Annotated in this window: 24 protein-coding genes; 8 read left to right on the top strand and 16 right to left on the bottom strand. The window is 67.0% G+C overall.

Annotated features, from left to right (window positions below):
- Positions 1 to 195: 195 nt before the first annotated feature.
- The 9 genes from LWW96_RS19545 to LWW96_RS19505 form a co-directional block, all read right to left on the bottom strand.
- Positions 196 to 765: a sugar O-acetyltransferase gene (locus LWW96_RS19545; protein WP_291489527.1), complete on the bottom strand. Its 570-nt coding sequence runs from the start codon at positions 763 to 765 to the stop codon at positions 196 to 198.
- A gap of 82 nt (positions 766 to 847) precedes the next feature.
- A complete protein-coding gene (locus tag LWW96_RS19540; protein ID WP_291489526.1) occupies positions 848 to 2,011 on the bottom strand; it encodes a Gfo/Idh/MocA family oxidoreductase in 1,164 nt (387 codons plus the stop codon).
- Between the two features lie 199 nt (positions 2,012 to 2,210).
- Complete coding sequence (locus LWW96_RS19535; RefSeq protein WP_291489525.1) at positions 2,211 to 3,215, bottom strand: sugar phosphate isomerase/epimerase; 1,005 nt, start codon at positions 3,213 to 3,215, stop codon at positions 2,211 to 2,213.
- A gap of 260 nt (positions 3,216 to 3,475) precedes the next feature.
- Positions 3,476 to 4,462 carry a substrate-binding domain-containing protein gene (locus tag LWW96_RS19530; protein WP_291489524.1) on the bottom strand — a complete coding sequence of 329 codons (987 nt, stop codon included), beginning with the start codon at positions 4,460 to 4,462 and terminating at the stop codon, positions 3,476 to 3,478.
- Positions 4,463 to 4,696: 234 nt separating this feature from the next.
- Positions 4,697 to 5,758, bottom strand: coding sequence for an ABC transporter permease (locus LWW96_RS19525; RefSeq protein ID WP_291489523.1), 1,062 nt, complete (start codon positions 5,756 to 5,758; stop codon positions 4,697 to 4,699).
- Positions 5,739 to 7,229 (bottom strand): sugar ABC transporter ATP-binding protein, encoded by a 1,491-nt coding sequence (locus tag LWW96_RS19520; protein WP_291489522.1) that lies wholly within the window; start codon positions 7,227 to 7,229, stop codon positions 5,739 to 5,741. The genes LWW96_RS19525 and LWW96_RS19520 overlap by 20 nt, the downstream gene beginning before the upstream one ends.
- Complete coding sequence (locus LWW96_RS19515; protein WP_291489528.1) at positions 7,226 to 8,437, bottom strand: ROK family transcriptional regulator; 1,212 nt, start codon at positions 8,435 to 8,437, stop codon at positions 7,226 to 7,228. The genes LWW96_RS19520 and LWW96_RS19515 overlap by 4 nt, the downstream gene beginning before the upstream one ends.
- A 185-nt stretch (positions 8,438 to 8,622) precedes the next feature.
- Positions 8,623 to 9,765, bottom strand: coding sequence for a hypothetical protein (locus LWW96_RS19510; protein ID WP_291489521.1), 1,143 nt, complete (start codon positions 9,763 to 9,765; stop codon positions 8,623 to 8,625).
- 100 nt (positions 9,766 to 9,865) lie between these two features.
- Complete coding sequence (locus LWW96_RS19505; protein ID WP_291489520.1) at positions 9,866 to 10,600, bottom strand: class I SAM-dependent methyltransferase; 735 nt, start codon at positions 10,598 to 10,600, stop codon at positions 9,866 to 9,868.
- A gap of 251 nt (positions 10,601 to 10,851) precedes the next feature.
- Here LWW96_RS19505 and LWW96_RS19500 point away from each other — a divergent pair, with 251 nt between their 5' ends.
- The 4 genes from LWW96_RS19500 (at position 10,852) to LWW96_RS19485 (ending at position 14,303) form a co-directional block, all read left to right on the top strand.
- Positions 10,852 to 11,340: an Rrf2 family transcriptional regulator gene (locus LWW96_RS19500; RefSeq protein ID WP_291489519.1), complete on the top strand. Its 489-nt coding sequence runs from the start codon at positions 10,852 to 10,854 to the stop codon at positions 11,338 to 11,340.
- Positions 11,303 to 12,265 carry an NAD(P)/FAD-dependent oxidoreductase gene (locus tag LWW96_RS19495; protein ID WP_291489518.1) on the top strand — a complete coding sequence of 321 codons (963 nt, stop codon included), beginning with the start codon at positions 11,303 to 11,305 and terminating at the stop codon, positions 12,263 to 12,265. Before LWW96_RS19500 ends, LWW96_RS19495 begins: the two co-directional genes overlap by 38 nt.
- Before the next feature lie 158 nt (positions 12,266 to 12,423).
- Positions 12,424 to 13,296, top strand: coding sequence for an AraC family transcriptional regulator (locus tag LWW96_RS19490; RefSeq protein WP_291489517.1), 873 nt, complete (start codon positions 12,424 to 12,426; stop codon positions 13,294 to 13,296).
- A complete protein-coding gene (locus tag LWW96_RS19485) occupies positions 13,296 to 14,303 on the top strand; it encodes an alpha/beta hydrolase (RefSeq protein WP_291489516.1) in 1,008 nt (335 codons plus the stop codon). Before LWW96_RS19490 ends, LWW96_RS19485 begins: the two co-directional genes overlap by 1 nt.
- A 41-nt stretch (positions 14,304 to 14,344) precedes the next feature.
- Here LWW96_RS19485 and LWW96_RS19480 read toward each other — a convergent pair whose 3' ends face one another.
- The gene (locus LWW96_RS19480; RefSeq protein WP_291489515.1) at positions 14,345 to 15,283 is read right to left on the bottom strand and encodes an EamA family transporter; all 939 of its coding nucleotides are present in this window, start codon (positions 15,281 to 15,283) and stop codon (positions 14,345 to 14,347) included.
- 304 nt (positions 15,284 to 15,587) lie between these two features.
- Between LWW96_RS19480 and LWW96_RS19475 the strand changes: the two genes are divergently transcribed.
- The 3 genes from LWW96_RS19475 (at position 15,588) to LWW96_RS19465 (ending at position 18,227) form a co-directional block, all read left to right on the top strand.
- Positions 15,588 to 15,932 carry an antibiotic biosynthesis monooxygenase family protein gene (locus LWW96_RS19475; RefSeq protein ID WP_291489514.1) on the top strand — a complete coding sequence of 115 codons (345 nt, stop codon included), beginning with the start codon at positions 15,588 to 15,590 and terminating at the stop codon, positions 15,930 to 15,932.
- Between the two features lie 86 nt (positions 15,933 to 16,018).
- The gene (locus LWW96_RS19470; protein ID WP_291489513.1) at positions 16,019 to 16,900 is read left to right on the top strand and encodes a LysR family transcriptional regulator; all 882 of its coding nucleotides are present in this window, start codon (positions 16,019 to 16,021) and stop codon (positions 16,898 to 16,900) included.
- Between the two features lie 169 nt (positions 16,901 to 17,069).
- Positions 17,070 to 18,227, top strand: coding sequence for a zinc-binding dehydrogenase (locus LWW96_RS19465; RefSeq protein ID WP_291489512.1), 1,158 nt, complete (start codon positions 17,070 to 17,072; stop codon positions 18,225 to 18,227).
- 99 nt (positions 18,228 to 18,326) lie between these two features.
- Here LWW96_RS19465 and LWW96_RS19460 read toward each other — a convergent pair whose 3' ends face one another.
- The 3 genes from LWW96_RS19460 to LWW96_RS19450 are packed head-to-tail and all read right to left on the bottom strand — an operon-like array spanning position 18,327 to position 20,169.
- Positions 18,327 to 18,977: a DsbA family protein gene (locus LWW96_RS19460; RefSeq protein WP_291489511.1), complete on the bottom strand. Its 651-nt coding sequence runs from the start codon at positions 18,975 to 18,977 to the stop codon at positions 18,327 to 18,329.
- Between the two features lie 3 nt (positions 18,978 to 18,980).
- A complete protein-coding gene (locus LWW96_RS19455) occupies positions 18,981 to 19,259 on the bottom strand; it encodes a hypothetical protein (protein ID WP_291489510.1) in 279 nt (92 codons plus the stop codon).
- 43 nt (positions 19,260 to 19,302) lie between these two features.
- Positions 19,303 to 20,169 carry an MBL fold metallo-hydrolase gene (locus LWW96_RS19450; protein WP_291489509.1) on the bottom strand — a complete coding sequence of 289 codons (867 nt, stop codon included), beginning with the start codon at positions 20,167 to 20,169 and terminating at the stop codon, positions 19,303 to 19,305.
- Between the two features lie 124 nt (positions 20,170 to 20,293).
- Here LWW96_RS19450 and LWW96_RS19445 point away from each other — a divergent pair, with 124 nt between their 5' ends.
- The gene (locus LWW96_RS19445) at positions 20,294 to 21,187 is read left to right on the top strand and encodes a LysR family transcriptional regulator (protein WP_291489508.1); all 894 of its coding nucleotides are present in this window, start codon (positions 20,294 to 20,296) and stop codon (positions 21,185 to 21,187) included.
- Positions 21,188 to 21,454: 267 nt separating this feature from the next.
- On the opposite strand, the gene LWW96_RS19440 is transcribed toward LWW96_RS19445, so the two are convergent.
- Genes LWW96_RS19440 through LWW96_RS19430 form a run of 3 tightly spaced genes read right to left on the bottom strand, consistent with a single transcriptional unit; the run spans position 21,455 to position 24,234 of the window.
- Complete coding sequence (locus LWW96_RS19440) at positions 21,455 to 22,447, bottom strand: tripartite tricarboxylate transporter substrate binding protein (protein WP_291489507.1); 993 nt, start codon at positions 22,445 to 22,447, stop codon at positions 21,455 to 21,457.
- 45 nt (positions 22,448 to 22,492) lie between these two features.
- A complete protein-coding gene (locus LWW96_RS19435) occupies positions 22,493 to 22,864 on the bottom strand; it encodes a hypothetical protein (RefSeq protein WP_291489506.1) in 372 nt (123 codons plus the stop codon).
- Between the two features lie 11 nt (positions 22,865 to 22,875).
- On the bottom strand, positions 22,876 to 24,234 hold the full coding sequence (locus LWW96_RS19430; protein WP_291489505.1) for an acyclic terpene utilization AtuA family protein: 1,359 nt from the start codon (positions 24,232 to 24,234) through the stop codon (positions 22,876 to 22,878).
- Positions 24,235 to 24,277 lie beyond the last annotated feature (43 nt).

Here is a 24,277-nt window from a genome sequence, read left to right as displayed (position 1 = left end):
CAGCGCCCCGCCTTGCTGGTGGCCGTGCAGTGGGGCGGGCACCGCGTGGACGTGGTCTCCACCGCCAGGCGCTACAGCCTGGACATCAGCCGGGTGGACGGCGCCACCCGCGCGGCCGCGCTGCGCGTGCTGGGCAAGATGAACTTCGACCAGCGGTTCCAGCTCGGCAGCGCCTGAGCCCGAACCAGCATCCACTCACACCACCAGCGCATCCAGCGGCCGCACCACCCGGCACGGATTGCCCGCTGCAAACACCCGCGCCGGCACATCGCGCGTGACCACGCTGCCCGCGCCGATCACCGCGCCATCGCCAATCGTCACGCCCGGGCACATGATGGCGCCGCCGCCAATCCACACATCCTCGCCAATGGTGATGGGCACACCGAACTCCAGGCCCTTGGCGCGCTCTTCGGGCGACACCGGGTGCGACGCGGTGTAGACCTGCACGCCCGGCCCCAGCAGCGTGCGTGCGCCGATGCGCACCGGCGCCACATCGAGCACCACGCAATTGAAGTTGAAGTACGCGCCCTCACCCAGCGTGATGTTGTAGCCATAGTCGCAATGAAACGGCGGGGTGATGTAGGCGCTGGCCGGAGCGCCGGGGATCAGCTGGCCGACCAGGCCCTGCAAGTAGCCGGGCGAATCGGCGCGCGCATGGTTGATGTCGTGGCACAGCTGGCGCGCCCGCAGGCGGTCGGCGACGAGTTCCGGGTCGTTGGCGTTGTACAGCTCGCCAGCCATCATCTTGGATTTCTCGGTGGTCAAGGCAGGCCTCCCGGTGGTGCAGACCGGCAAGTGTCGCCCTCCCGCCGGCGGCGCGGCGTAGGACGCTGCCGCGGCCCGCCGGTCACCCCAGCGCCGTCCACTTGCGCTCGCTCGCGGCGGACTCGACCACCTTTTCGATGAAGCGCACGCCCAGCGCGCCGTCTTCCACCCGCGGGTAGTCGGCCTCCAGCGCGCTGGCCGTGCGGCCCGCGGCGCGGGCGCGGATGTCGGCTGCCACGCCCAGGTAGACGTTGGCAAAGGCTTCGATAAAGGCCTCCGGGTGGCCCGGAGGAATGCGCCCCGCGCGCAGCGCCGCTGCGCTCAGCCACGGCGAGCCGCGCGTGAGGATGCGGCGCGGCCCGTCCACCGGCGAATGCACCAGGTGGTTGGGGTCTTCCTGCCGCCAGGTGAGCGTGCCCAGCGTGCCGGAGATTTGCAGCCGCAGGTCGTTCTCCAGCCCCGCCGCCACTTGCGACGCCACGATGATGCCGCGCGCCCCGCTGGCGTAGCGCAGCAGCAGCTGCGCATCGTCGTCCAGCCGGCGGCCCGCGCCAAAGCGGGTGAGGTCGGCGCACAGCGCCTCGGGCCGCTGGCCGGTGACGGTAGCGGCCAGGTTCTCGGCGTGCGAGCCGATGTCGCCCATGGTGCCCACGGCGCCGCTGCGCGCGGGGTCCAGCCGCCAGTCGGCCTGCTTGTTGCCCCCGCCCTGCTCCACCGCCGTGGCCAGCCAGCCCTGGTTGTATTCGACGGTGATCTTGCGGATGGTGCCCAAAGCGCCGCTGTGCACCAGGTGGCGCGCCTCGCGCACCAGGGGGTAGCCGGTGTAGTTGTAGGTCACGCCGAACACGGTGCCCGCCTTCTTCACGGCCGCCACCAGTTCATCGGCCTGCGCACGGGTGTGCACCAGCGGCTTGTCGCACACCACATGGAAGCCCGCCTGCACAAACGCCAGCGCCACCGGGTGGTGCATGTGGTTGGGCGTGACGATGCTCACCAGGTCGATGCGCTCATGCACCGGGCGGCGCAGCTCGTCGGCCAGCATCTCCTGCCAGCTGCCGTGGTTGCGGTCGTCGGCCAGGCCCAGTTCGGCGCCGGACGCGCGGGCCCGCTCGGGCGTGGACGACAGCGCGCCCGCCACCAGCTCGAACTGGCCGTCGAGCGCCATCGCCTTGCGGTGCACCGCACCGATGAAGGCGCCGTGGCCGCCGCCGACCATGGCGTAGCGGAGCTTGCGTTCAGAAGACATGGAGAGCCTTATTTCTTGGTTGTGGTTATCCATTGCGTTGCACGGGACCGACGAAACTGGCGCGACCCAGGCCAGGGCCGCCGCGCAAGGGCCGCCAAGCTGCGCAGGCAGCACTTCGCTTGCGTGCGCTGGCGGCGTCCCCCTTCCCGCGCGCAGCGCGAGAAGGGGGAAGCGGCGCAGCCGCTCAGGGGGTTGCACTTCATCTGTCGCGCGCGAACACGGCATCGAACGCCCCCGCCGCCGGCTTGAAGTCGAGCCGCCTGCAAAACGCTGCGCTCTCCGTGGCCCCGTGCACGCGGTCCATGCGGCTGTCCTCCCACTCCACCGAGAGCGGGCCCTGGTAGCCAATGTCGTTGAGCGCAACGATGATGGATTCGAAATCGATCATCCCGCGGCCCACGCTGCGAAAGTCCCAGTGGCGCCGCGCATCGCCAAAGCTGGTGTGCCCGCCAAACACCCCCACCGTGCCGTCGCCCTTGCCCCACCACACGTCCTTCATGTGGGCGTTGTAGATGCGGCCCGCAAACTGGCGGATGAACTTGACGTAGTCCACACCCTGGTAGGCCAGGTGGCTGGGGTCGAAGTTGAAGCCGAAGCGCTTATGGCCGCCTACGGCTGCAATCGCGCGCTCGGCCGAGGCAATGTCGAACGCGATCTCGGTGGGGTGCACTTCCAGCGCGAAGTTGATGTCGTGCTGCTCGAACACATCCAGGATGGGGCCAAAGCGCTTCGCAAAATCAGCAAAGCCCTTGTCCCAGTATTCCTGCGTGGTGGGCGGGAAGGCATAGATGGCATGCCACACCGATGAGCCGGTGAAGCCCGTCACCGTCTTCACACCGAACTTGGCCGCCGCACGCGCGGTGTCGGCCAGCTCGGCAGCAGCGCGCTGGCGCACGCCCTCGGGCTCGCCATCGCCCCACACATGCGGCGGCAGGATGGACTGGTGGCGCTCGTCGATCCGGTCGCACACGGCCTGGCCCACTAGGTGGTTGCCGATGGCAAAACACTGCAGGCCGTGCTGGGCCAGCAGTGCATGTTTGTCTTTGACGTACTGGGGCGACGACAGCGCCTCCTGCACGTTGAAATGGTCGCCCCAGCAGGCCAGCTCCAGGCCGTCGTAGCCCATGCTGCGTGCCAGCGGCGCGAGTTCTGCCAGCGGCAGGTCGGCCCACTGGCCGGTGAAGAGGGTGACGGGTCTTGGCATGGCGGCTCCAAGGGGTGTTGGTTGCAGGTGCGAAGCGGCTAGGAAGCTATATTTTTAATAGCTGCTAGCGCTTACTGGATAAGCGCTAGAGGCCAATTTGGCTTGATTTCTCACAATTCTCAGAGGGACCCTCACTCCCTCTCCCCTGGTGGGAGAGGGCCGGGGAGAGGGGGGTGAAACGGGCGCAGTGCGGAATGCAGCCCCCTCTCCCCCACCCTCTCCCGCGAGGGGAGAGGGAGTAACCCCAAGCCGCCCCACTCTTAGAACGGCGAATCCGGGAAGTAGAAGTCCTTCGCGTTGTCCTTGGTGATCAGCACCGACGGGATGATCGTCTTGGCCGGCAGCTTCTCGCCCTTGATGCGGGCCTCGGCGGTGAGCTTGATCGAGTCATAAATGAACTTCGGGCTGTACGACACATTGGCCTGGATCAGCGGGTTGCTGCCGTCCATCAGCGTCTTGACCATGCCCTTGGCACCCGCGCCGCCGAACACCAGCTTGATGTCCTTGCGCTTGGCCTGCTCGATGGCCTTGAGCACGCCCACCGCCATGTCGTCGTCGGCGGCCCACACGGCGTCGATCTGCGGGAAGCGCGTCAGGTAGTCCTGCATCACCTTGAAGGCGTCGTCGCGGTTCCAGTTGGCGTACTTGGCGTCCAGCAGCTTGATGTCGGGGTGGTTCTTCAGCACCGCGTTGAACGCGTCCATGCGCTCGTTGTCCAGCGTAGTGGCAATGCCGCGCAAGGCCACCACGGTGCCCTTGCCGCCCAGCGCCTTGGCGATGTACTCGGCCGGAATGCGGCCAAACGCCGTGTTGTCACCCGCCACATACGCGTCCTGCGCGCTGGTGTCCGTGAGGCCCCGGTCCACCACCGTCACGTAAACGCCCTTGGCCTTGACCTGCGCCACGGGCTTGGTCAGCGCGGCGGATTCAAACGGGAAGATGACCAGCGCGTTGATCTTGTTCACCGTCACCAAATCCTGCAGCTGGTTGGCCTGCTCGGGCGCGCCGCCTGCCGTCTTCACGATGACCTGCAGGCCAGGGTGGGCCTTCTCCAGGTCCTTCTTGGCCTGGTTGGCCCAGTAGACGATGCCGCCCGTGAAGCCGTGCGTGGCCGACGGAATGGCCACGCCCACCACCGTCTTGTTGGCCTGCGCCATGGCGGGGCCGGCCAGCGCCAGCGCAGCGGCGGCGCCCACGGCCGACAAGGCCAGGCGGCGGGTGAAAGAAGAAAGTTGGCTGCTGTTCATGCGTTGTCTCCTGTTGCTGCTATTGCTTTGAGGAAATGGCCAGGAAGCTGGCCGGCTGGGGAACACCGAGAAACTCAAAAAAAACCGGTTGGACCGTAGGTCGGGTTAGCCCGCAAGGGCGTAACCCGACGCCCATAGGCCACACCGCGGTGACGTCGGGTTACGCTGCGCTAACCCGACCTACGTCACTGGGGAACACGAGAGTCAAACGACCTGCCGAAAACCGACGATCCATCACCGCTTGCTCCTTTGCATGAACGCCACGGCAATGATCACGAACCCCTGCACGGCCGCATTCAAGTACACGCTGATGATGCTGGTGAGGTTGAGGATGTTGCTGATGACCGAGAGCAGGATCGCGCCCACCACCGTGCCGGTGATGCTGCCCGCCCCGCCCTTGAGCACCGTGCCGCCCACGATGACGGCGGCAATCGCCTCCAGCTCCCACAACAGCCCGGTGGTGGGCGATGCAGAGCCCAGGCGCGGCACGTACAGCAGCGTGGCGATGCCCACGCACACCCCCAGCAGCATGTACGTGAGGATCTTGATCTTGTGCACGTCCACCGCCGCGTACTGCGCCACCTGCTCGTTGGAGCCGATGGCCTGCACATAGCGGCCATAGGCCGTGCGGTTCAGGATGACGCCGCCGACCACCGCCACCAGCAGAAAGACCCACACCGGGATCGGCACGCCCAGCAGGTTGGCGTAGTACACGGGGCTGTAGAGGTCCGACAGATCGTTCTCGAGCGTGATGGCCCCGCCGTTCGAAAAATACGTGAGGTACGCGCGGAAGATGCCCAGCGTGCCCAGCGTCACGATGAAAGGCTCGATGCGGCCCTTGGTGATGAGCAGCCCGTGCACCAGCCCAAACACCGCGCCCAACACTACCGCCAGCAGCATGCCCACCACCACCGCCGCCATGGGCGAGCCCAGCACGGGCGCCATCGCGTTCATGAACAGGATGACCGAGCCTGCGATCAGCGCCGCCATCGACCCCACCGACAAGTCAATGCCGCCCGAGATGATGACGAAGCACATGCCCACCGCGATGATGCCGATGAAGGCCGTGCGGGTGAGCACGTTCATCACGTTGTCGTAGGTGGCGAAGTTGCTGTTGAGCAGCGTGCCCGCAATGCACAGCAGCACCAGGCCGATGACCGGGCCCAGGCCGTGCAGCTTGCCCCACCAGGCGCTGGCGCCGGTGGCCGCCGCCGCAGTGGCGGCAGCATGGCGGCTGCCACCCGCTTGCGGGGCAGCGGCGTTTTCGGCCGGTACGTTAACGGGTGCCTGTGGCATGGGCGATCAACTCCTCTTCGGTCAAATGCGGCGCTTGCAGCGTGGTCTGCAGCCGCCCGGCGCGCATCACCGCCACGCGGTGGCACAGGCCGATCAGCTCCATCAGTTCGGACGAAATCACCACCACCGCAAGCCCCTGCGCTGCCAGGCGCTGCACCAGGTGATAGATCTCGCGCTTGGCACCCACGTCCACGCCGCGCGTGGGTTCGTCCAGCACCACCACGCTGGGGCCGGGGTGCAGCACCTTGGCCAGCGCCAGCTTTTGCTGGTTGCCACCCGATAACGACGACGCGCGCACATCGAGTGAGCCGGTGCGGATGCCGAACTCCTGCACCGCATTGCGCAGCGCAGCCTGCTCGGCCACCGGGTCGAGCCAGGGCTTGGCATAGCGCTCCAGCGCCATCAGCGTCAGGTTGGGCCGCAGGCCAAAGTGCACGTGCAGGCCCTTGCCCTTGCGGTCTTCGCTCAGGTACGTCAGGCCGTGGCGCGCTGCATCGCGCGGGCTTTTGAGCTGCACGGGTTGGCCCGCAATCTCTACCGTGCCCGCCGTGCGCGGGCGCAGGCCCAGCAGGCCTTCAAACAGCTCCGTGCGCCCGGCACCCACCAACCCAGCAAAGCCCAGAATCTCGCCGCGCCGCACTTCAAAGCTCACATCCTCGGCCCAGCCCGGCACCGTGAGGCCATGTACCTTGATCGCAGGCGTTCCACCCTCCGGCGCAGGCAGCTTGGGCGGGAACAAGTCCGCCAGCTCGCGCCCCACCATCAGGTTGGCCATCTGCCGCCGCGTCACGCTGGCCGTGGGCTCGCGCGCCACCAGCAGGCCGTCGCGCATCACCACCACCTCGTCGGTGGTGCGCTCCACTTCGTCGAGCTTGTGCGAGATGTAGATGATGGTCACGCCCGCGGCCTTCAGCCCGGCCATCAGCGCAAACAGGCGCTCCGTCTCGCCGGGGGTCAGCGTGGCGGTGGGCTCATCCATGATGAGCAGGCGCGCATTGCGGGCCAGCGCACGGGCAATCTCCACCAGCTGCTTTTCGGCCACGATGAGCTTGCGCACCCGCGTGTCCGGGTCCAGCGGCAAGCCCACTTGCGCCAAGGCCGCCCGCGTCTTCTCGCGCATTGCCTTGTCGTCCAGGAAGGGGCCGCGCTTGATCTCATGGCCCAAAAAGATGTTCTGCGCAATCGTCAGGTCGTCCGCCAGGTTGAACTCCTGGTGGATCAGCACAATGCCCTGCGCCTCGGCCGCGCGCGATCCGCCGCCCGGGGCGCGCACGGCACCATCCACCACCACCTCGCCAGTGGTCGGGCTCTCATACCCCGCCAGAATCTTCATCAGCGTGGACTTGCCCGCGCCGTTCTCGCCCAGCAGGCCGTAGACGCGGCCCGGCTGCAGCGCAAAGCTCACGCCGTGCAGCACGCGCACCGGGCCAAACTCTTTGGTCACGTTGCGGAACTCGACGGCCACGCTCATCGCGCTGCCCCTGTTCCTACAACTGCTCCAGCGCCCGCACCCGCCACCGAGCCCGCACGCGACAGGCTCTCCTGCATCGCCAGCACGCCCGCGCCCACCACACCGGCATCGTCGGCCAGCGGCGCGTATTGAATCTCCAGATGCCGCGTAGAGAGCGCCAGCGACCGGTGGTACACGCTCTGCCGCACCGACGCGAGGAACAGCGGCCCCATGTCCGTCACCCGCCCCGCAATGAACACATGCGACGGGTTGAAGAAGTTGACGATGGACGCCAGCATCTGCCCCACCAGGCTGCCCGCGCGCTGAATGATGGCGTTGGCCGCCACATCGCCCGCGCGGCTGGCCTGGGCCACGTCTTCAATGGTCAGCGTGCCCGTGCTTTGCAGCCGCTCCGCTAGCAGCGCGCTTTCCCCGCGCTGCGCGGCCTCCACGGCCATGCGTGCCATGGCGGGCGCTGCGGCCATCGCCTCCACGCAGCCCTGGTTGCCGCAGTGGCAGCGCGGGCCGTGCTGGTCCACGCAGATATGGCCCACATCGCCCGCCGAGCCGTTGGCGCCCCGGTACACCTGCCCGTGGCACACGATGCCGCAGCCAATGCCCGTGCCCACCTTGATCACCAGGAAGTTGGGCAGATTGCGCTGCAGCCGGTACATCTCGCCCAACGCCATCAGGTTCACGTCGTTGTCCACAAACACCGGCGCGGCAAACGCCTCGCGCAGGTAGTCGCGGATGGAAAAGCCGTCCCAGTCGGGCATCAGCGGCGGGTTGACGAGCTGCCCGCTTTCAAAATCCACCGGCCCCGGCACGCCCATGCCAATGGCAATCACCTGATTGGGTGCCAGCCCGCAGCGCGCCAGCAGCTCCCGCATCAGCCCCCGCACCCGCGCCAGGATCACGCCCGGCCCCTGGCGCACATCAATGGGCTCGCGGTGCCGCGCCAGCACCGTCATGTCGGGCCGCATCACCGCAATCTGCATGCTGGTCGCGCCCAGGTCGGCGCCAATCACCACGCCCAGGGTTTCGCTCAAACGGAGGGTTTCGGCACGCCGGCCGCCAGAGGATTCCTGCAGGCCCACCTCGTCGAGCAAGCCTTCATCGAGCAACGCCGCCACCATGGCATTGGCCTTGCTCTTGGAATAGGCCAGGCGCTGCGCCAGCGCATTGCGCGACGCGCCGGCAGACCAGAAGATGGTCTGCAACACGCCCAGGTCTTCGGCGCCGCAGTGACTCCAGCGGGTGGATGGCAAGGCTTGTCTCCTGTCGTTTTCATACGCAGCACCTCATGGGGTGGGCGCTTGACAGGGATGCTATGCGGTCACCTTTGACCGGACAAGACTGAACTTCGGCCTAAAGTAGATCAAAGATAAAAAGTATCTTTACAAAAATGATTAAACTATTTATTTAACGCTACATTTCTCAAGCCACTCAATCGATTATCTGCTGACTTAAATTTTCCACGATATAAGTCCCTTTTCTCTCCCAGATCTTTTATTGCCGCAGCAACTCTCAAGTCGGATTTTTTCGCCTCCAATGTCTTTAAATACTCCGATAGCTCCTGCAGATCTTTCGACATATCGTCGAGGAGCCCCTTTATTTCGACCGTAGCCGCCTCGAATCGCGAAGACCGCTCCGCCTTAAATTCTGAGGGTATTTTCTGAATCTCACTTGGAATATTGTGGCAATGATTGAATTTTTCCTCAAATTTTTCCAGCTTCTTATCAAATTCGCTAAAGAAGCTATTCATAACATCTTGGAAACGCGATCCGAGTGATCTGTACTCAATTTTTCGAAGAGCATCCTCCGGGGAAATGGCGCCTACCAAAACGTCAGTTTCTAGCTCATAGGTCCACTGAATAGCGTGACCAGCCCTTGCCTTTCGAATCGAAATAGCCAAAAGCAGGTAAATTGAAACCAGCAAAGCTATCGCCTTGACAGCATCGGAAGGTTGAGATTTCCCACCAATTAGTGCCATAAATTGAAAAAAGGCAACCAAAACAAATCCGAGCCCAACCCAAATATTATTAGCAGCATAAGTTCGTTTTGATAACGCGAAACGAGGCTTTGGAAATTTACTCACTTCACCACCGATCACCACCAATACCTTCAGAACATCCAGGGCCGCCATCACCATAATCGCCAAGGGGAAAATCCCCATAAAAACAACACTCCAACTGCCACCAAGAATTAAGAAGTGCAGCGCTGGAGGCAATGCTAGCCAAGCGCCTTCAACAAAAACTAGAAATGGCGAATCAACATCATTTAAACGCCAAGGCTGATAGCGCAGCTCATCACGAACACCATGATTTGGAGTGCCCACCCAATTCAAAAAATAAATGGATTGCCCAAATAGCAAGGTATGCACTAATTCCTCGCAATAAGCCGAAAAATCAAGGTGCAAATAACCAAAAAATGTCCAACCGAGCACCCCTATCGCACCACAGAGCACCCAGAGATTAATACCATTAACTTTAGCCTCTATCTCTACAGCCTTTTGGCAATTCCTCAGATAATCTAAAATCTCTTTTTTTTCAGCCATAACAAGCCCTTATCCATCTTCGCACACAGTGTTGTCAGGATACTTGACAAATTCGCGAAAGCAAAAGGAAAACCGAGTCGTCGCTCGATACCAACATCTACTACTCACTCTCTCCACATGATCGAACCACCCACCCTCGAAACGCAAACCCCATATAAAACATCCGCACATCGCTGAAGCCCGCGTCCCTCAAAACCGCCTCATCCTCCTCCGGCGTCAGCACCGCCAGCTCCGCAGCCACCTTGTCCCGGGCCCTGGCCGCATGCTCCGGCGGCACGCCGGACGCCACCTGAAACGCGGCATAGCGCGACAGCCACAGATCGCGCTCCCCTGCCCCGCCCTCTCCACCAGAGCCTGCACCATCCGCCACGCTCAGATGCGCTACCACCAGCGGCGCCCCGGGCTTGAGCCGCCGCCGGATCTCGGCCAGCATGGGCACTCGCTGCTCGCGCGGCACAAAGTGAAAAGTCAGCAAGCACGTCGCGCCATCAAACGGCCCGGCCGGTGCGCTCTGCACGTAGCCGTGGTGCAGCCCCACGCGGTCGCCGGGCACGCCCGCGCTTTGCAGCCGCTGCGCCGCCAGGTCCAGCATGGGCTGGCTGGGGTCCACGCCGTCGAACCGCCAGCCAGGGTGCGCCAGCGCCATGTCTTCCAGCTCCAGCCCGCCGCCTGCGCCCACCACCAGCACGCGGCCGTTGGCGGGCACGCGCTCGGCCAGGAGGATGCGGGACATGCGCAGCAGGCTGTCGTAGCCGGGCACGTTGCGGCGGGGGCCTTCGGCGTAGCGGGCGACGGCGGTGGGGTCGGTGAAGGGGGATGCGGCGGGATGGGTCATGGTGTGGTCTGGTGTGCGGTGGGGGCGACGGTTGGCGATGGGCTGGGTCCGCCGGTTTGCCAAGCCCGCGCAAGGTTTCGACAGGCTCAACCCGAATGGTTGGTGGTGGGCAACGTGTCGCAGAAATCAAGCCAAATTGACCTCTAGCGCTTATTCATCAAGCGCCAGCAGCTATCAATTTAGTAGCTTTCTGGGCGTGCCCAAGCACTGTTTCTGGTTGCATGCTAGCATCACGCAACTTTTAATGTTATATGAAACGAGATAGCCGACTTTCCAATGTTCTCCACGCGCTGCTGCACATGGCAGAGATGGAGGGGCCCGCCACGTCCGAGGCCATGGCGCAGGCCATGCAGACCAACCCGGTGGTGGTGCGCCGCCTGATGGCGGGGCTGCGGTATGCGGGCTTTGTGTCGTCGGCCAAGGGGCATGGCGGCGGGTGGGTGCTGTCGTGCCCGCTCACCGACATCACGCTGCGCGACATCTACGAGGCGCTGGGCGCGCCCACGCTGCTGGCGGTGGGCAACCGCGTGGAAAGTCCCGGCTGCATCGTCGAACAAGCGGTGAACCGCGCGCTGACGGGCGCCTACCAGGCGGCCGAAGAGGCGCTGCTGGCGCGGTTGGGCGAGGTGACGCTAGCGCAGCTGTCGGCCGAGTTTCATGAACGCATGGTGGCCGGGTGCCACGGACACAAGGAGATGGAGCATGGCGACAGCAGCAATGACAAACACCCAGGCGTATGAGGTGATCGTGATCGGCGGCAGCTTTGCCGGCCTGTCGGCCGCAATGCAGCTGGCGCGCGCCCGGCGGCGGGTGTGCGTGGTGGATGCCGGCCAGCCGCGCAACCGGTTTGCGGCAGCGTCGCACGGTTTCTTCGGGCAAGACGGCGAGCCGCCGCTGGCGATGATCGAGCAGGCCCGGCGCAAGCTGGCGGCCTACCCCACGGTGCGCTTTGTGCAGGGCACGGCGGTGTCGGCCACGGCGCAGCACAGCGCGGGGTCGCCGGAGAACGGTTTTGTGGTGGTGCTGGACGATGGCACACACCTGGAAGCCCACAAGCTGGTGCTGGCCTATGGCGTGCAAGATGGCCTGCCCGAGATTGCGGGCTTGCGCGAGCGCTGGGGCGCCACGGTGTTGCACTGCCCGTATTGCCATGGCTACGAGTTTGCAGGCCAGCGGCTGGGCGTGCTGTACCACTCGGCAGGCTCGGCCCTGCACGCGCAGCTGATTGCCGACTGGGGCCCGACCACCCTCTTCCTGAACGGCGACACCACGCTGGAGAGCGCCGAGCGCGAGCGGCTGCAGGCGCTGGGCATAACCATCGAGCCCGCGCCCATCGCTGCGCTGGAAGGCCCGGGCCAGGCGCTGCAGGGCGTGCGGCTGCAGGCCACCGGCGGCAGTGATGCGCGCTTGGTGCCGCTGGCTGCGCTGTATGTGGCCGCCACCACCCGCCCCGCCAGCCCGCTGGCCGAGCAGCTGGGCTGCGCGTTCGACGAAGGCCCCATGGGCCCGTACCTCCGCACCGACGCAAACACCCGGATGACCACCGTGCCCGGCGTGTATGCCGCAGGCGACCTCACACTGATGCGCCACAACGCCACGCTGGCCTCGGCCGAAGGCGTGCTGGCGGGCGTGGGGGTGCACCAGGCGCTGGTGTTTGGGCAGTAGCTCCACAGGGTAGAAAGGGAAGCCTTGCGCGGCGCTTCGACAGGCTCAGCGTGAACGGTAGAGAGGATGGATACCGAGCCAACCATCGCCGCTCGCAGACTTCAAAGTAGCAAGATCGGCTAAGTACCCACGCGCAAGCTGCGGCACACTCTGCGGCCATGACGAGCCTGGACCCGCGCGCAGAACAGAACTACCGCGACCGCGTGGCCCGCGTGATCGCCCACATCGTGGCGCACCCGCTGGCAGCGCATCGGCTGGAGGACCTGGCCGCCATTGCCCACTTTTCCCCTTTCCACTTCCACCGCGTCTACAGCAGCATCGCGGGCGAAACCGTGGCCGCCACGGTGCGCCGCGTGCGTCTCGCTCTGGCCACGCGGTTGCTGGAGCAAGGCGGGCAAAGCATCACGCAGGTGGCGCTGGAGGTGGGCTACGACAGCCCGCAGGCCTTCACCCGCGCGTTCAGTCAGTTCACAGGGCAGTCGCCACGCGCCTTTCAGCGCGACATGCACCGGGTGGCGCTGGATGCGTGCGCCGGGCCATCCCGCAGCGGCAGTGCTTATGCCCCGGCGGCACTGGCAGTGCAGTTGGTGGAGCGGCCGGCGCAGCATGTGCAGGCGCTGCGCCACACGGGTCCGCCCGCCACCATCCCGCACACGCAGCGGCGGCTGTACCTGCAATGCGGCGCCCGCACCACCGAACGGCTGGGCGCCTCCTACGGCGACCCGGACGACCCCGCGGGCTTTCGCTATTACGCGGCCGCGGTGGTCGATGGCGGCGGCGCCCTGGGTGGCGGGCTGGAGACGCTGCACATTCCCGCAGGGCTGTACGCCCGCCACACACTGGCGGGGCCCTATGCGCGCATCAACGCAGCACTCGCGGCACTGCACACGCGCTGGCTGCCTGCCAGTGGCTACGAGCCGGACGACCGGCCCGTGCTGGAGCACTACCTGAACTCGCCCCGCGACGCGGCGCCGCAGGCGCTGCGCACCGACCTGCTCATTCCCATCCGCCCCGCGGGCCGCACAGCATGATGACTTTTTGCACGACGCCGGACTGGCGCCACCCCCTTTGCCGGCTTGTGCTGGCCGCCTGCTGCCTGGGGGGCACCGCGGCCCACGCGGCGGGCGTCAGCTTCATCAACGTGCCGGCAGGCCCGGACGGGCCCGCGCTGCGCGGTGCCGTGTGGTCGCCCTGCAGCGCCACGGCAGAGCGCCTGGTGCTGGCGCCGCTGGTCATCGAGGGCACGCGCGACTGCCCCGTGAACGGCACGCAGTTGCCGCTGGTGCTGGTGTCGCATGGTTCGGGCGGCTCGGCCCTGGGCCATCACGACACGGCGGCGGCGCTGGCCGATGCGGGCTATGTGGTGGCGGCCATCAACCATCCTGGCGACAGCTTCCAGGATGCAAACCGCCAAGGCCACCTCTCGGCCTTTGCCACGCGGCCGGTGGACATGAAGCGGCTGGCGGACTACATGCTGGGCACCTGGCCCCAGCGTGCGCAGCTGGACGCGGGCAAGGTGGGATTTTTTGGCTATTCGCGCGGCGGCTACACGGGCCTGGTGGCCCTGGGCGCGGTGCCGGACTGGACACTGCGCCCAGACCTGTGTCCACCCCTGTCCACGCGGCCCTTGTGCGGCGAGATCCGGCGCAACGAAATTCCCGCCACGCCCGCGCCCGACCCGCGCATCCGGGCGGCGGTCATCGTGGACCCGTTGAGCGTGTTCGACGCCAAAGGGCTGGGGAAGGTCAGCACGCCCGTGCAGCTGTGGGCCTCGGAGCTGGGTGGAGACGGCGTGACGCTGCCGAGCGTGCAGGCCGCGCGCGACGGCCTGCCGCAGCCGCCCGACTGGCATGTGGCAGCGGCCGCAGGGCACTTTGCCTTTCTGGCGCCCTGCTCACCGGCCTTGGCCGATGCCGCACCCGATATCTGCCGCGACGCCCCGGGCTTCGACCGTGCGGCCTTCCACCAGGCATTCAACGCGCAGGTGGTGGGCTTCTTCCAGCGGCACTTGCAGCGGACCGACGCGTCAGCGGACTGAGGTCGCGCCACCGCGGCAGCTCCCCGGTCTGGCCTTGAGCGTCACCGCGACGGCCGCCGCAGCGTCCACAGCGCAGCCGCCATCAGCCCCACCCCGGCCAGCTGCACGGGGCTGAGCGTGCGGCCGTACACCGCCCAGTCCACCAGCACCGCCGTGAGCGGGTACACAAACTGCAGCACCGCAATGCGCCCCAGCCCCAGCCGCGCCATGCCCGCAAACAGCACCACGTACGCCAGCCCCGTGTGCAGCACGCCCAGGCCGAGCAGCCAGCCCCAGGCCGCGCCCAGCGGCGGCCAGCCCAGCACCCAGGGCGCCCATGCCAGCGCCACCGTGCCCACCAGGCATTGCCACATGGCCATGGCATAGGGGCTGATGGCCTTTTGCGTATTGGCCAGCAGCGTCACGCCCGCATAGCAGAGCGAGCCGCCGAGGCACAGCAGCACACCGGCCAGGTAGTCCCCGCCACCGCTGGTCGCAGCGGCCGCGCCATCGAGCAGCCCGGTGGTCAGCACCAGGCCGCCCAGCGCGGCCAGGGTGGCGAGCCACTGCGCGGGCGAGACGGCTTCGCGCAAGAAAAGCGCACCCAGCACGATGACCCAGATGGGCTGGATGTGGAACACCACTGTGGCCACGGCAATGGAGGTGCGCGGGATGGCGGCAAAGAACAAGGCCCAGTTCATGACCATGAGCACGCCCGTGGCGCAGGCCACCCAGCGGGCGCGGCCGTTCAGCAGCAGTTCGCGCCCCCGCCCCGTGGCCAGGCACCACGCCAGGAGCGCCAGCGCGCCAAAGGCGCAGCGGAACCACACGGTGACCAGCGGGTGCTGGCCGGCCTCTTCCACAAACACGCCGATGGTGCCCAGCAGCACGCCACCGGCAATCAGCAGCCACTGGCCGTCGCGCTCGCGCGTGCTGGCGGGGAGCGGTGGGACAGCCGCAAGAACGGAGGACGGGGACGTACCGGCTTTGGAGGAGTTCATGGCACCGATGCTCGCGGTTTGTTGCCATTGTGTAAAACGGATAAATCGAACGGATACCATTCGATAATCGAATGCTGTGTGGCCTCCTGCCGTCGCCGGGCCGTAAAGGAAGGTCGCCCTTGCCCGACGGGCAGATACCGCGGTGGTGATGCACCGGCGCGGATGCCTCCGAGCCACCCGCTTGACCTCAACCCCACTTGAGCTTCTAGACTCCACGGCACACCCCTTCGAGCCCCGTTGGCGCCCCCCAAAGTCGCCAGCGGGCTCCTGGAACCTGTTCAACCCCTTGAAGCCGAGGCCCCCCATGCCCGTCACCGCCGCCAAAGACCACCCCACCACCGCCCTCTACCGCGTTGACAAGTTCACCGTGCCCGCCCACGCGGTGGACGCATTTGTTGCACAAATGAAGCGCCTGCAAGCCACGCTGCAGGCCCAGCCGGGCTGCCTGCATGCCACGGTGTTGACCCAACTGGGCGGGCCGGGCCGGTTCAACGTGCTGACCTGGGTGGAATGGCAGGACCAGGCCTCGGTGGACCAGGCCGCAGCCGCCATGCAGCGCCAGTTTGCCGCCGAGGGCTTTGACCCCAAGGCCTTTTTGCAGCAGCTGGGGGCAGAGGCGGACCTGGGCCTGTACCGTGCGGTTGCGTAGAGTGCCCGGCCGCGCGCCTGCGGGCTCGGCGGGCCGGACCTGAAAATCACCCCGCCCCCCGGCCCTCCTGATCCTTCGTTGCGCCCATGAACTACCCCGACTTTCAGATCGACTGGCTGCGCGCCTTTGTGGCCGTGGTGGATGCAGGCTCGCTCTCGGGGGCGGCACCGCTGGTACACCGCTCGCAGTCGGCCGTCAGCATGCAGATCAAGAAGCTGGAGGCCGCGCTGGGCCGCCCCGTGCTGCTGCGCGGGCCGCGCCACCTGGAGGTGACGCCCGCGGGGGCCGAGCTGCTGTCGTACGCGCGCCGCGTGCTGGACCTGCAGGCCGAGGCGCATGCCGCGCTGTTCGGCCCGCAGCTGGCGGGCCGGGTGCGGCTGGGCGTGCCGGACGACTACGCCAGCGCCTACCTCACGCCGGTGCTGCGGAGTTTTGCGCACCGGTACCAGGGGGTGGAGATTGAGCTGACGTGCGAGCAGTCCACCTCGCTGATTCCGCGCCTGGCGCGGGGCGAGCTGGACCTGGCCCTGGTCTCGCAGGACAAGCCGCAGCGCGGGCGCTTTCTGTTTGACGAGCCGCTGGTGTGGGTGGGCTCGCCGCAGTTCGAGGTGTGGCGGCGCGACCCGCTGCCGATTGCGGTGTACGAGTCCACCAGCATGGCACGCCAGGCCACGCTGGCTGCGCTGGGCACGCGGCGGCGCGGCTACCACCTTGTGTACCACAGCCCCAGCCTGGCGGGCCAGCTGGCCGCGGTGGAAAGCGGCTTGGCCGTGGCGGTGCTCACGCGCTGCAGCGTGCCGGCGCATTTGCAGATCCTGCAGAACCTGCCGGCGGAGTTTGAGCTGCCGCCGCTCGACGCCATGCACGTGGCGGTGCTACGCAGCAAGGTGTCGCAGCGGCAGCCGGCGGTGGACGCGATGTATGAGCAGGTGGTGCGGACGCTGGGCGGGTTGGGTGCGCGCGGCTGAGTCCGCAGCGTTGTGCAGCACGCCGCCGCCCGGCCCGGTGCGGCGCATGGCCGCCAGAAGCACCCGAAGCCGCCAGCAGCCACCAAGCCACCGGCAGCCGCCTGGGCGACCGTGGCGGTGCAGCGCACCGGGTTCTAATGCGCGGGTCTTGTTTCAACGGATGCAAACCATGACCGCCAGCCCCACCCTCGCCAACATCCCTTCCACCGCGCTGCAGTTGCGCTCCCTCGTCACTGCGGACGGCACCTTGCAGATCAGCCTGGAGCCCACGCCCGTGCCCACGCCGGGGCCCGACGAGGTGCTGATCCAAGTGCAGGCCACGCCCATCAATCCGTCGGACATTGGCTTGCTGCTGGGCCCGGCCGATCTGTCCACCGTGCAGGTCACCGGCACGGCCGAGCGGCCGGTGGCCACGGCCCGCATCCCCGAACGCGCATTGCCCGGCCTGGCCGCGCGCATCGGCCAGAGCATGCCGGTGGGCAACGAGGGCGCGGGCCTGGTGGTGGCGGCCGGCGCATCGCCCGCCGCGCAGGCACTGCTGGGCCGCACGGTGGCGGTGATTGGCGGTGCCATGTATGCGCAGTACCGCGCCATGCCTGCGGCGCAGTGCCTGCCGCTGCCGCCCGGCACCACGGCAGCCGAAGGCGCGTCATGCTTTGTGAACCCGCTGACGGCACTGAGCATGGTGGAGGCGATGAAGCGCGAGGGCCACACCGCGCTGGTGCACACCGCCGCGGCCAGCAACCTGGGCCAGATGCTGCTCAAGATTTGCCAGAAGGACGGCATTGGCCTGGTCAACATCGTGCGCAAGCCCGAGCAGGCGGCGCTGCTGCGCGGGCTGGGTGCCCAGCATGTGTGCGACAGCAGCGCGCCCACCTTCATGGCCGAGCTGACCGACGCGCTGGCCGCCACGGGGGCCACCATTGCGTTCGACGCCACGGGTGGCGGCACGCTGGCCGGGCAGATCCTGCAGTGCATGGAAGCCGCCATCAACCGCACAGCCAAGGAGTACAGCCGCTACGGATCGGCCGTGCACAAACAGGTATACCTGTATGGCCACCTGGACACGCGGCCCACCGAAGTGCACCGCACTTTTGGCATGGCCTGGGGCATGGGCGGCTGGCTGCTGTTTCCGTTTCTGCAAAAGATTGGCCCGGAGGCCACCCAGGCGCTGCGCGCGCGCGTGGCTGCAGAGTTGAAGACGACGTTTGCCAGCCACTATGCGCGCACGGTGTCGCTGGCGGGGGCGTTGAGCGCCGATGCAATTGCGTTCTACGGCGCGCGGAACACGGGGGCCAAGGTGCTGATTGATCCGTCGATGGAATGAGCTGGGAGCGTTTGGGCTGAGGCGGTGAAGGGCCCGTGCGGCGCTTCGACAAGCTCAGCGTGTGCCGAGTGTGGTTGTGCGAAGGCCATCAACCTGTATTCAAGCCGCAGCCGCCGCCCGCACCAGCGCGACCAGCTGCTCACGCGGCCCCAGCAGCGCATCGCCGCCCAGCAGGCGCAGCGCCCCGCCCTGCGCCGTGACCACCAGCTGCGGCACGCCGCGGGCGCCCACGGCGCGCAGGGTGGCCTGGGCCTGCGCGACGCGTTGGGCGGTGCGGCTGCGCAGCGTGGCGTCGGGGGCCTGCGCCCGGGCTGCGGCATCCGGCAGGCCCAGCGCGCGCAGCACCTCTGCGATCACGGCCGGGTCGGAGTTGTCGCGGCCGTCCACATAGCGCGCGTGCTGCAGGGCGTGCAGCGCGTCCAGCTCACGCTCCGGCGCCGCCTGCGCCACGGCCGTGAGGGCCAGCGTGGCGGGGCCGGAGTCAAAGCGCGCCCCCGCGACGCCCAGGACGCGGTCGCGGTAGGCCTGGGTGAAGGGCTGGCCGGTGAGCTGCTGGATGCGCTGGTCGTTGGCCCAGGCATAGGCGGCGAACTGCGCGTCCATGGCCCGTGCGCCGGCCCCGGCAAACAGGCCGGTGGGGGCCAGCGCCACGTGAAGGCCATCCACGCCCTGCAGGTGCTTCAGCGCGGGCGCGGCGGCATAGCACCAGCCGCAAAGGGGGTCGAACAGATAGGTGACCGTGGTGGACATGGGTCAGGGTCTTTCGTGAGGATCTCGGGTTTCAGACGCCGCCAGTGCGGCTTCAAAGGCGGCAACTTCTTCGGCCAGCGTGCCGCGGCTGCGGAAGTGGCGGGCGGCGCGGTCGTACCAGTTTTCGGCATCTTCCAGGTCGCCTTCCTGCAGGTGCAGGATGCCGTGCAGCCAGGCGGCCCGCATGGAGCCGTCGCGCTGCACCAGGTCGTGCGCCGCGTTCCAGCGCCCGGCGTGCAGGTGCAGCAAGACTTGTTGGAGCAGGGGCGGCGCAGCGGTCACGATCTTCTGGTGCCTTCGTTTCAACGGTTTGCCCGGGCGGCGCTCACCACTTCATCTCGCCCTTGTTCACCTTGGCGCCGATGTCCAGCGACAGGCCCATGGGCGCTGCGGGGTAGGCCTTCTGCATGGCATCGATGAGTTCGGCACTGGTTTGGGTGGCGGCGGCGTTCTTCTCGAACGTTTGCAGGTAGCCCTTGGTGTAGCGGATGTTGGCGGCGTCCAGCGCGCCGCCGGCGGGCATGTGGCCAGGCACCACCAGGGTGGGCTGCAGCGCAGCCATTTCGTCCAGCTGGGCCACCCAGGCACTGCGCTCGGCCACGGTCTGGGTGTCGGCCGTCCACACGTGGGTGTTGGTGCCGAACACGCCGATGGTGCCGACCACGGCCTTGATGGACGGGATCCACGCATACGGGCGGTGGGCCAGCAGGCCGGTGGTGCCGCGGATCTCGACCGTCTGGCCGTCCACGCTCAGCGTGTTGCCGGCGATGGCCTTGGGCAGCACGGGCGTGCGCGGTGCGTTGGCGCCCATCTTGGGGCCCCAGAAGGCCAGCTTGCCTGCCAGCTTGGCGTTGATCTTCTCCAGCACGGCGGGCGTGGTCACCACGTCGGCCTTGGGGAAGATTTCTTTCAGCGTCTCGACGCCAAAGTAGTAGTCGGGGTCGGCCTGGCTCACGTAGATGGTCTTCAGCTCTTTGCCCGTGTCGAGCACGTTGGCGGCAATGCGCAGCGCGTCGGCGCGGGTGAAACCGGCGTCGATGACCATGGCTTCTTTCTCGCCATAGACCAGGGTGGAGTTGACGTTGAAGCTGTTGCCGTCGGCGTTGTAGACCTTGACTTGCAGGGGCTGGGCAGCCTGGGCGCCGGTGAAGGCAACGGCGAGGGTGGCGGCGATGAGGGCGGTGCGGAACATGGGGTTTCTCCGGTGTTTTAAGCGGTGGTGCAAAGGACGGAATGCAGTTTATTTGCACTAATCGATCCAATAAACCCGATAATTCGCGCATATTTGTTTCACAAACCGATCAAATAACCTTCCTATGGACCGCCTGACCGCCATGCGTGTATTTGCCGAGGTCGCCACCAGCGGCAGCTTCAGTGCCACAGCCGACAAGCTGGACATGTCACGCGCCATGGTCACGCGCTATGTGGGTGAGATGGAGCAGTGGCTGCAGGCGCGGCTGCTGCAGCGCACCACCCGCAGCGTGACGCTGACCGACGCTGGCGAACACGCGCTGCGCCGCTGCCAGCAGATGCTGGCGCTGTCGCAGGACCTGGAGGATGAAACCGCCCACACGGCCGACGGCGCGCTGCGCGGGCAGTTGCGCATGACCTGCAGCGTGTCGTTCGCGTTTGCGCAGATGGGCGCAGCGATCGCAGACTTTCTGGCGCTGCACCCGCAGCTCAAGATCGATCTGGATGCGAGCGAGGGGTCGCTCAATTTGGTGGAAAAGCGCATCGACCTGGCCATCCGCATCAGCGCCGAGCCCGACCCGCTGCTCATCGGCCGGCCCCTGGCGCCGTGTGATTCGGTGCTGGTGGCATCGCCCGCCTACCTGGCCGCGCACGGCGTGCCGCAGGTTCCCGCCGACCTGGCGCCGCACCGCTGCCTGAGCTACGCCAACTTTGGCAAGAGCGTGTGGGCGCTGACGCGCGGCGGCGTGACGGAACGCGTGGGTGTCTCGGGGCACTTCAGCGCCAACGAAGCCACCACACTGATGCGCGCCGCGCTGGCGGGCGGCGGCATTGCCATGCAGCCGACGTATCTGGTCAATCCCTACCTGCACAGCGGCGAGCTGCAGACTGTGCTGCCGGGGTGGAACTTGCCGGCGATGACGATTTACGCGCTGTACCCGTCGCGCAGGCACTTGTCGCCGGCGGTGCGGGCGCTGCTGGATTTTTTGGTGGATCGGTTTGCGGGGGCGCCGTGGTGAGGGTGGTCACCTCAGCCGAAGAACCATCAATTTGATAGCTGCCAGCGCTTATCCATCAGGCGGTAGAGGCCTATTTGGCTTGATTTTTCACAACCTGTGAGAACGCGCTGACACTCCCTCTCCCCGGGTGGGAGAGGGTTGGGGAGAGGGGGAGCATGGGGCGCGGCGCTTGGAAGAAGAGCCCCTCTCCCCGACCCTCTCCCGCGAGGGGAGAAGGAGTGAGACCGGGGCAGCGCGTGTTGCCACCACCGCTACCGGACCTGCGGCTTACTCGGCCTCAATCCCTGCCGCCTTGATCACCTTGCCCCACTTCTGCGTCTCCGCGGCCTGGAATTTGGCGAGTTCATCGGGCGTGGTGGTCCAGGCTTCGGAGCCTGCGTTGTCAAAAAAGCTCTTGGCCGCGGCGCTCTTGGTGGCCGCCGTGAGCAGTTCGTTGAGGCGCGCCACCACCGGCGCAGGCGTGCCTGCGGGCACGTAGGCCGCAAACCAGTAGCCCATGTCGTAGCCCTTCACGCCCGCCTCGTCCAGCGTGGGCACATCAGGCAGCTGCGCGCTGCGCTTTTGTGTGGAGTAGCCCAGCGCGCGCAGCTTGCCCGCCTTGACCTGGGGCACGCCGGTGGAGGTGTCGGTGATCATCAGATCAATCTGCCCGCCCAGCAGATCGGTGATGGCCAGCGGGTTGCTCTTGTAGGGCACGTGCAGGATGTCCACGCCCGCGAGCTGCTTGAGCATTTCGCCCGCCATGCGGCTCGAAGAGCTGCCGCTGCCGAAGCTCAGCTTGCCGGGGTGCTTCTTGGCGAAGGCCAGCAGCTCCCCCACATTTTTGTACGGCGCGCTGGCGCTGACCACCAGCACCTGCCCGCCCTTGCCCAGGCCGGTGACGGGTGCAAAGTCCTTCACGGGGTCGTACGAGAGCTTTTTGTACAGGTGCTCGTTGGCGGCATGCGTGGTGTTGGTGGTGATGAGCACGCTGTAGCCATCGGCCGCCGACTTGGCTACGGCCGATGCGGCGATCATGCCGCTGGCGCCCGCCTTGTTGTCGATGACCACGGGCTGCTTGGTGTCGTTGGTGATGGACTGGCCCAGCGCGCGGGCCAGCTGGTCGGTGGCGCTGCCTGCGGCAAAGGGCACGACGAAGGTGATGGCCTTGGCGGGGTAGCCACCGGCCGCCTGGGCCAGCGCTGCGGGGGCGTGCAGTGTGCCGAGCGCCAGCACGGCAGCGGTGGCGAGCAGAGCGCGGCGGGGGGATGAAGGGGTCATGTTGTCTCCGGGTGTTGGTATGGATGAAAAATCGAAACGAGAGGGTTAGGCCGATGAGCCGCCAAAGTGCGGCGCCAGATCGGCGGGCACGGTGATGGGCATATCGAGCAGCAGGTAGCTCAGCGCCTTGCCGTGGCTATCGAGGTTGAGCGAGTCGTTCACGCCGCCGTCGAGCACGTCGTCCAGCACGATGTTCATGGCCTGCAGCTGGGGCAGCAGGTAGCGCGTGACCTGGCGCGGGCGGCGCTGCGCAAACTGCTGCGCCACGGCGGCCTCGGTGACTTGTTCGACCAGCACATCCCACAGCGCGGGGTGCCAGGCGATGACGCTGATGTTGGAGCGGTTGCCTTTATCGCCGGTGCGGCTGTGGGCCAAGCGATACAAAGGAACAGTCACAGTGTGGTCTGTTGTGGCCATAGCTTGAGTCCTCAATCCACCAGCTCAAAATGCACGGCCACCGCCTCGCGCGGCACCAGGCACGACACAGTGCCCAGGCGCGGGCGCATGGCGGTGCGCACGCCGCCGCCGCCTGCGGGGCCGCAGGTGTAGAGCGCTGTCACCTCGCGCACCAGGCGCTGGGCGCTGGCGTGGTCGCGGTGCTGCAGGGCCACGCGCAGGCGCACGTCGCGAGCATCACCTACTGTGGGGTCGTCCAGCCAAAGACTGGTGTCGTCGCCAAAGAGGCTGGTCACGCCGATCAGGTCGATGCGCAGCGGGCCCAGGCCGCTCAGACGCTCGCGCAGCACCTCGCCCGCCAGTCGGGCGCGGGCTTCGGCGCGCGGGCCGGCGTAGGAGATTTCGCCCTCAGCAAACCAGCCCGATTCAAAACACACGTTGACCTTGAGCGTGGCTGGCCGCGCGTGGCCCTGCACGCCTTCCAGCCGCACCGCGTCAGCGCCCACCGTGGTCACGCGGGCGGTGGTGATGTCGGCCACCACATCGGGCGTAAGGTAGGCCGCCGGGTCGTGCAGCTCGTACAGCAGCTGCTCCTTCACCGTGCGTTCGGTGATGCAGCCGCCCGTGCCCGGGGGCTTGGTGATGGTGCAGTGGCCGTCGGCGTCGATCTCGGCGATGGGGTAGCCCAGTTGCGCCAGGCCCGCCACATCCTTGTAGCCAGGGTCGGCAAAGTAGCCGCCCGTAACCTGGGCGCCGCATTCGAGCAGATGCCCGGCCATGGTGGCGCGGGCCAGCCTGTCCCAGTCGTCCAGCGCCCAGCCGTAGTGCGCCAGCGCGGGGCCCAGCACCAGCGACGGGTCGGCCACCCGGCCGCACACCACGATGTCGGCACCCGCGCGCAGCGCATCGGCAATAGCCTGCGCACCGATGTAGGCGTTGGCGCTCACGATGGGTTCGGCGGGCATGGCGCTGCCCAGCGCGGCTTGCAGCAGCGCGCGGTGTTCGGGGCCGCTCAGGTCGTCGCCCTGCAGCACGGCGATGCGCGGGCGGCCCAGGCCCAGCTCGGCCGCCAGCGCGTGGATGCGGCGCGCAGCGCCGTGCGGGTTGGCCGCGCCAAAGTTGCTGACGATGCGCACGCCGTGCTGCAGGCACTGCGCCAGCACAGGGCGCAGCAGGTCCACCAGCAGGGGTTCATAACCTGCATCGGGGTCTGTGCGGCGCGCCAGCTGGGCCAGGGCCAGCGTGCGCTCGGCCAGCGTCTCGAAGATGAGCACCGCAGGCTGGCCGCTGGCGATGAGCGCCTGTACCACGGGCAGGGCCGCGTCGGTGCGGTCGCCTGAGAAGCCGGCGGCGCAGCCGACCAGCAGTTTTTTGTCAGCGATGTTCGCCATGAATCGTTGTCTCCTGCGCTCACTGTAGGCAGCCTGCTGTGTT

It is taken from the genome of Acidovorax sp. (genome assembly GCF_021287135.1).
Taxonomy (GTDB): domain Bacteria; phylum Pseudomonadota; class Gammaproteobacteria; order Burkholderiales; family Burkholderiaceae_C; genus Acidovorax.
The sequence above is the reverse complement of the archived record's forward strand: the minus strand, read 5'-3'. Positions and strand labels throughout refer to the sequence as shown.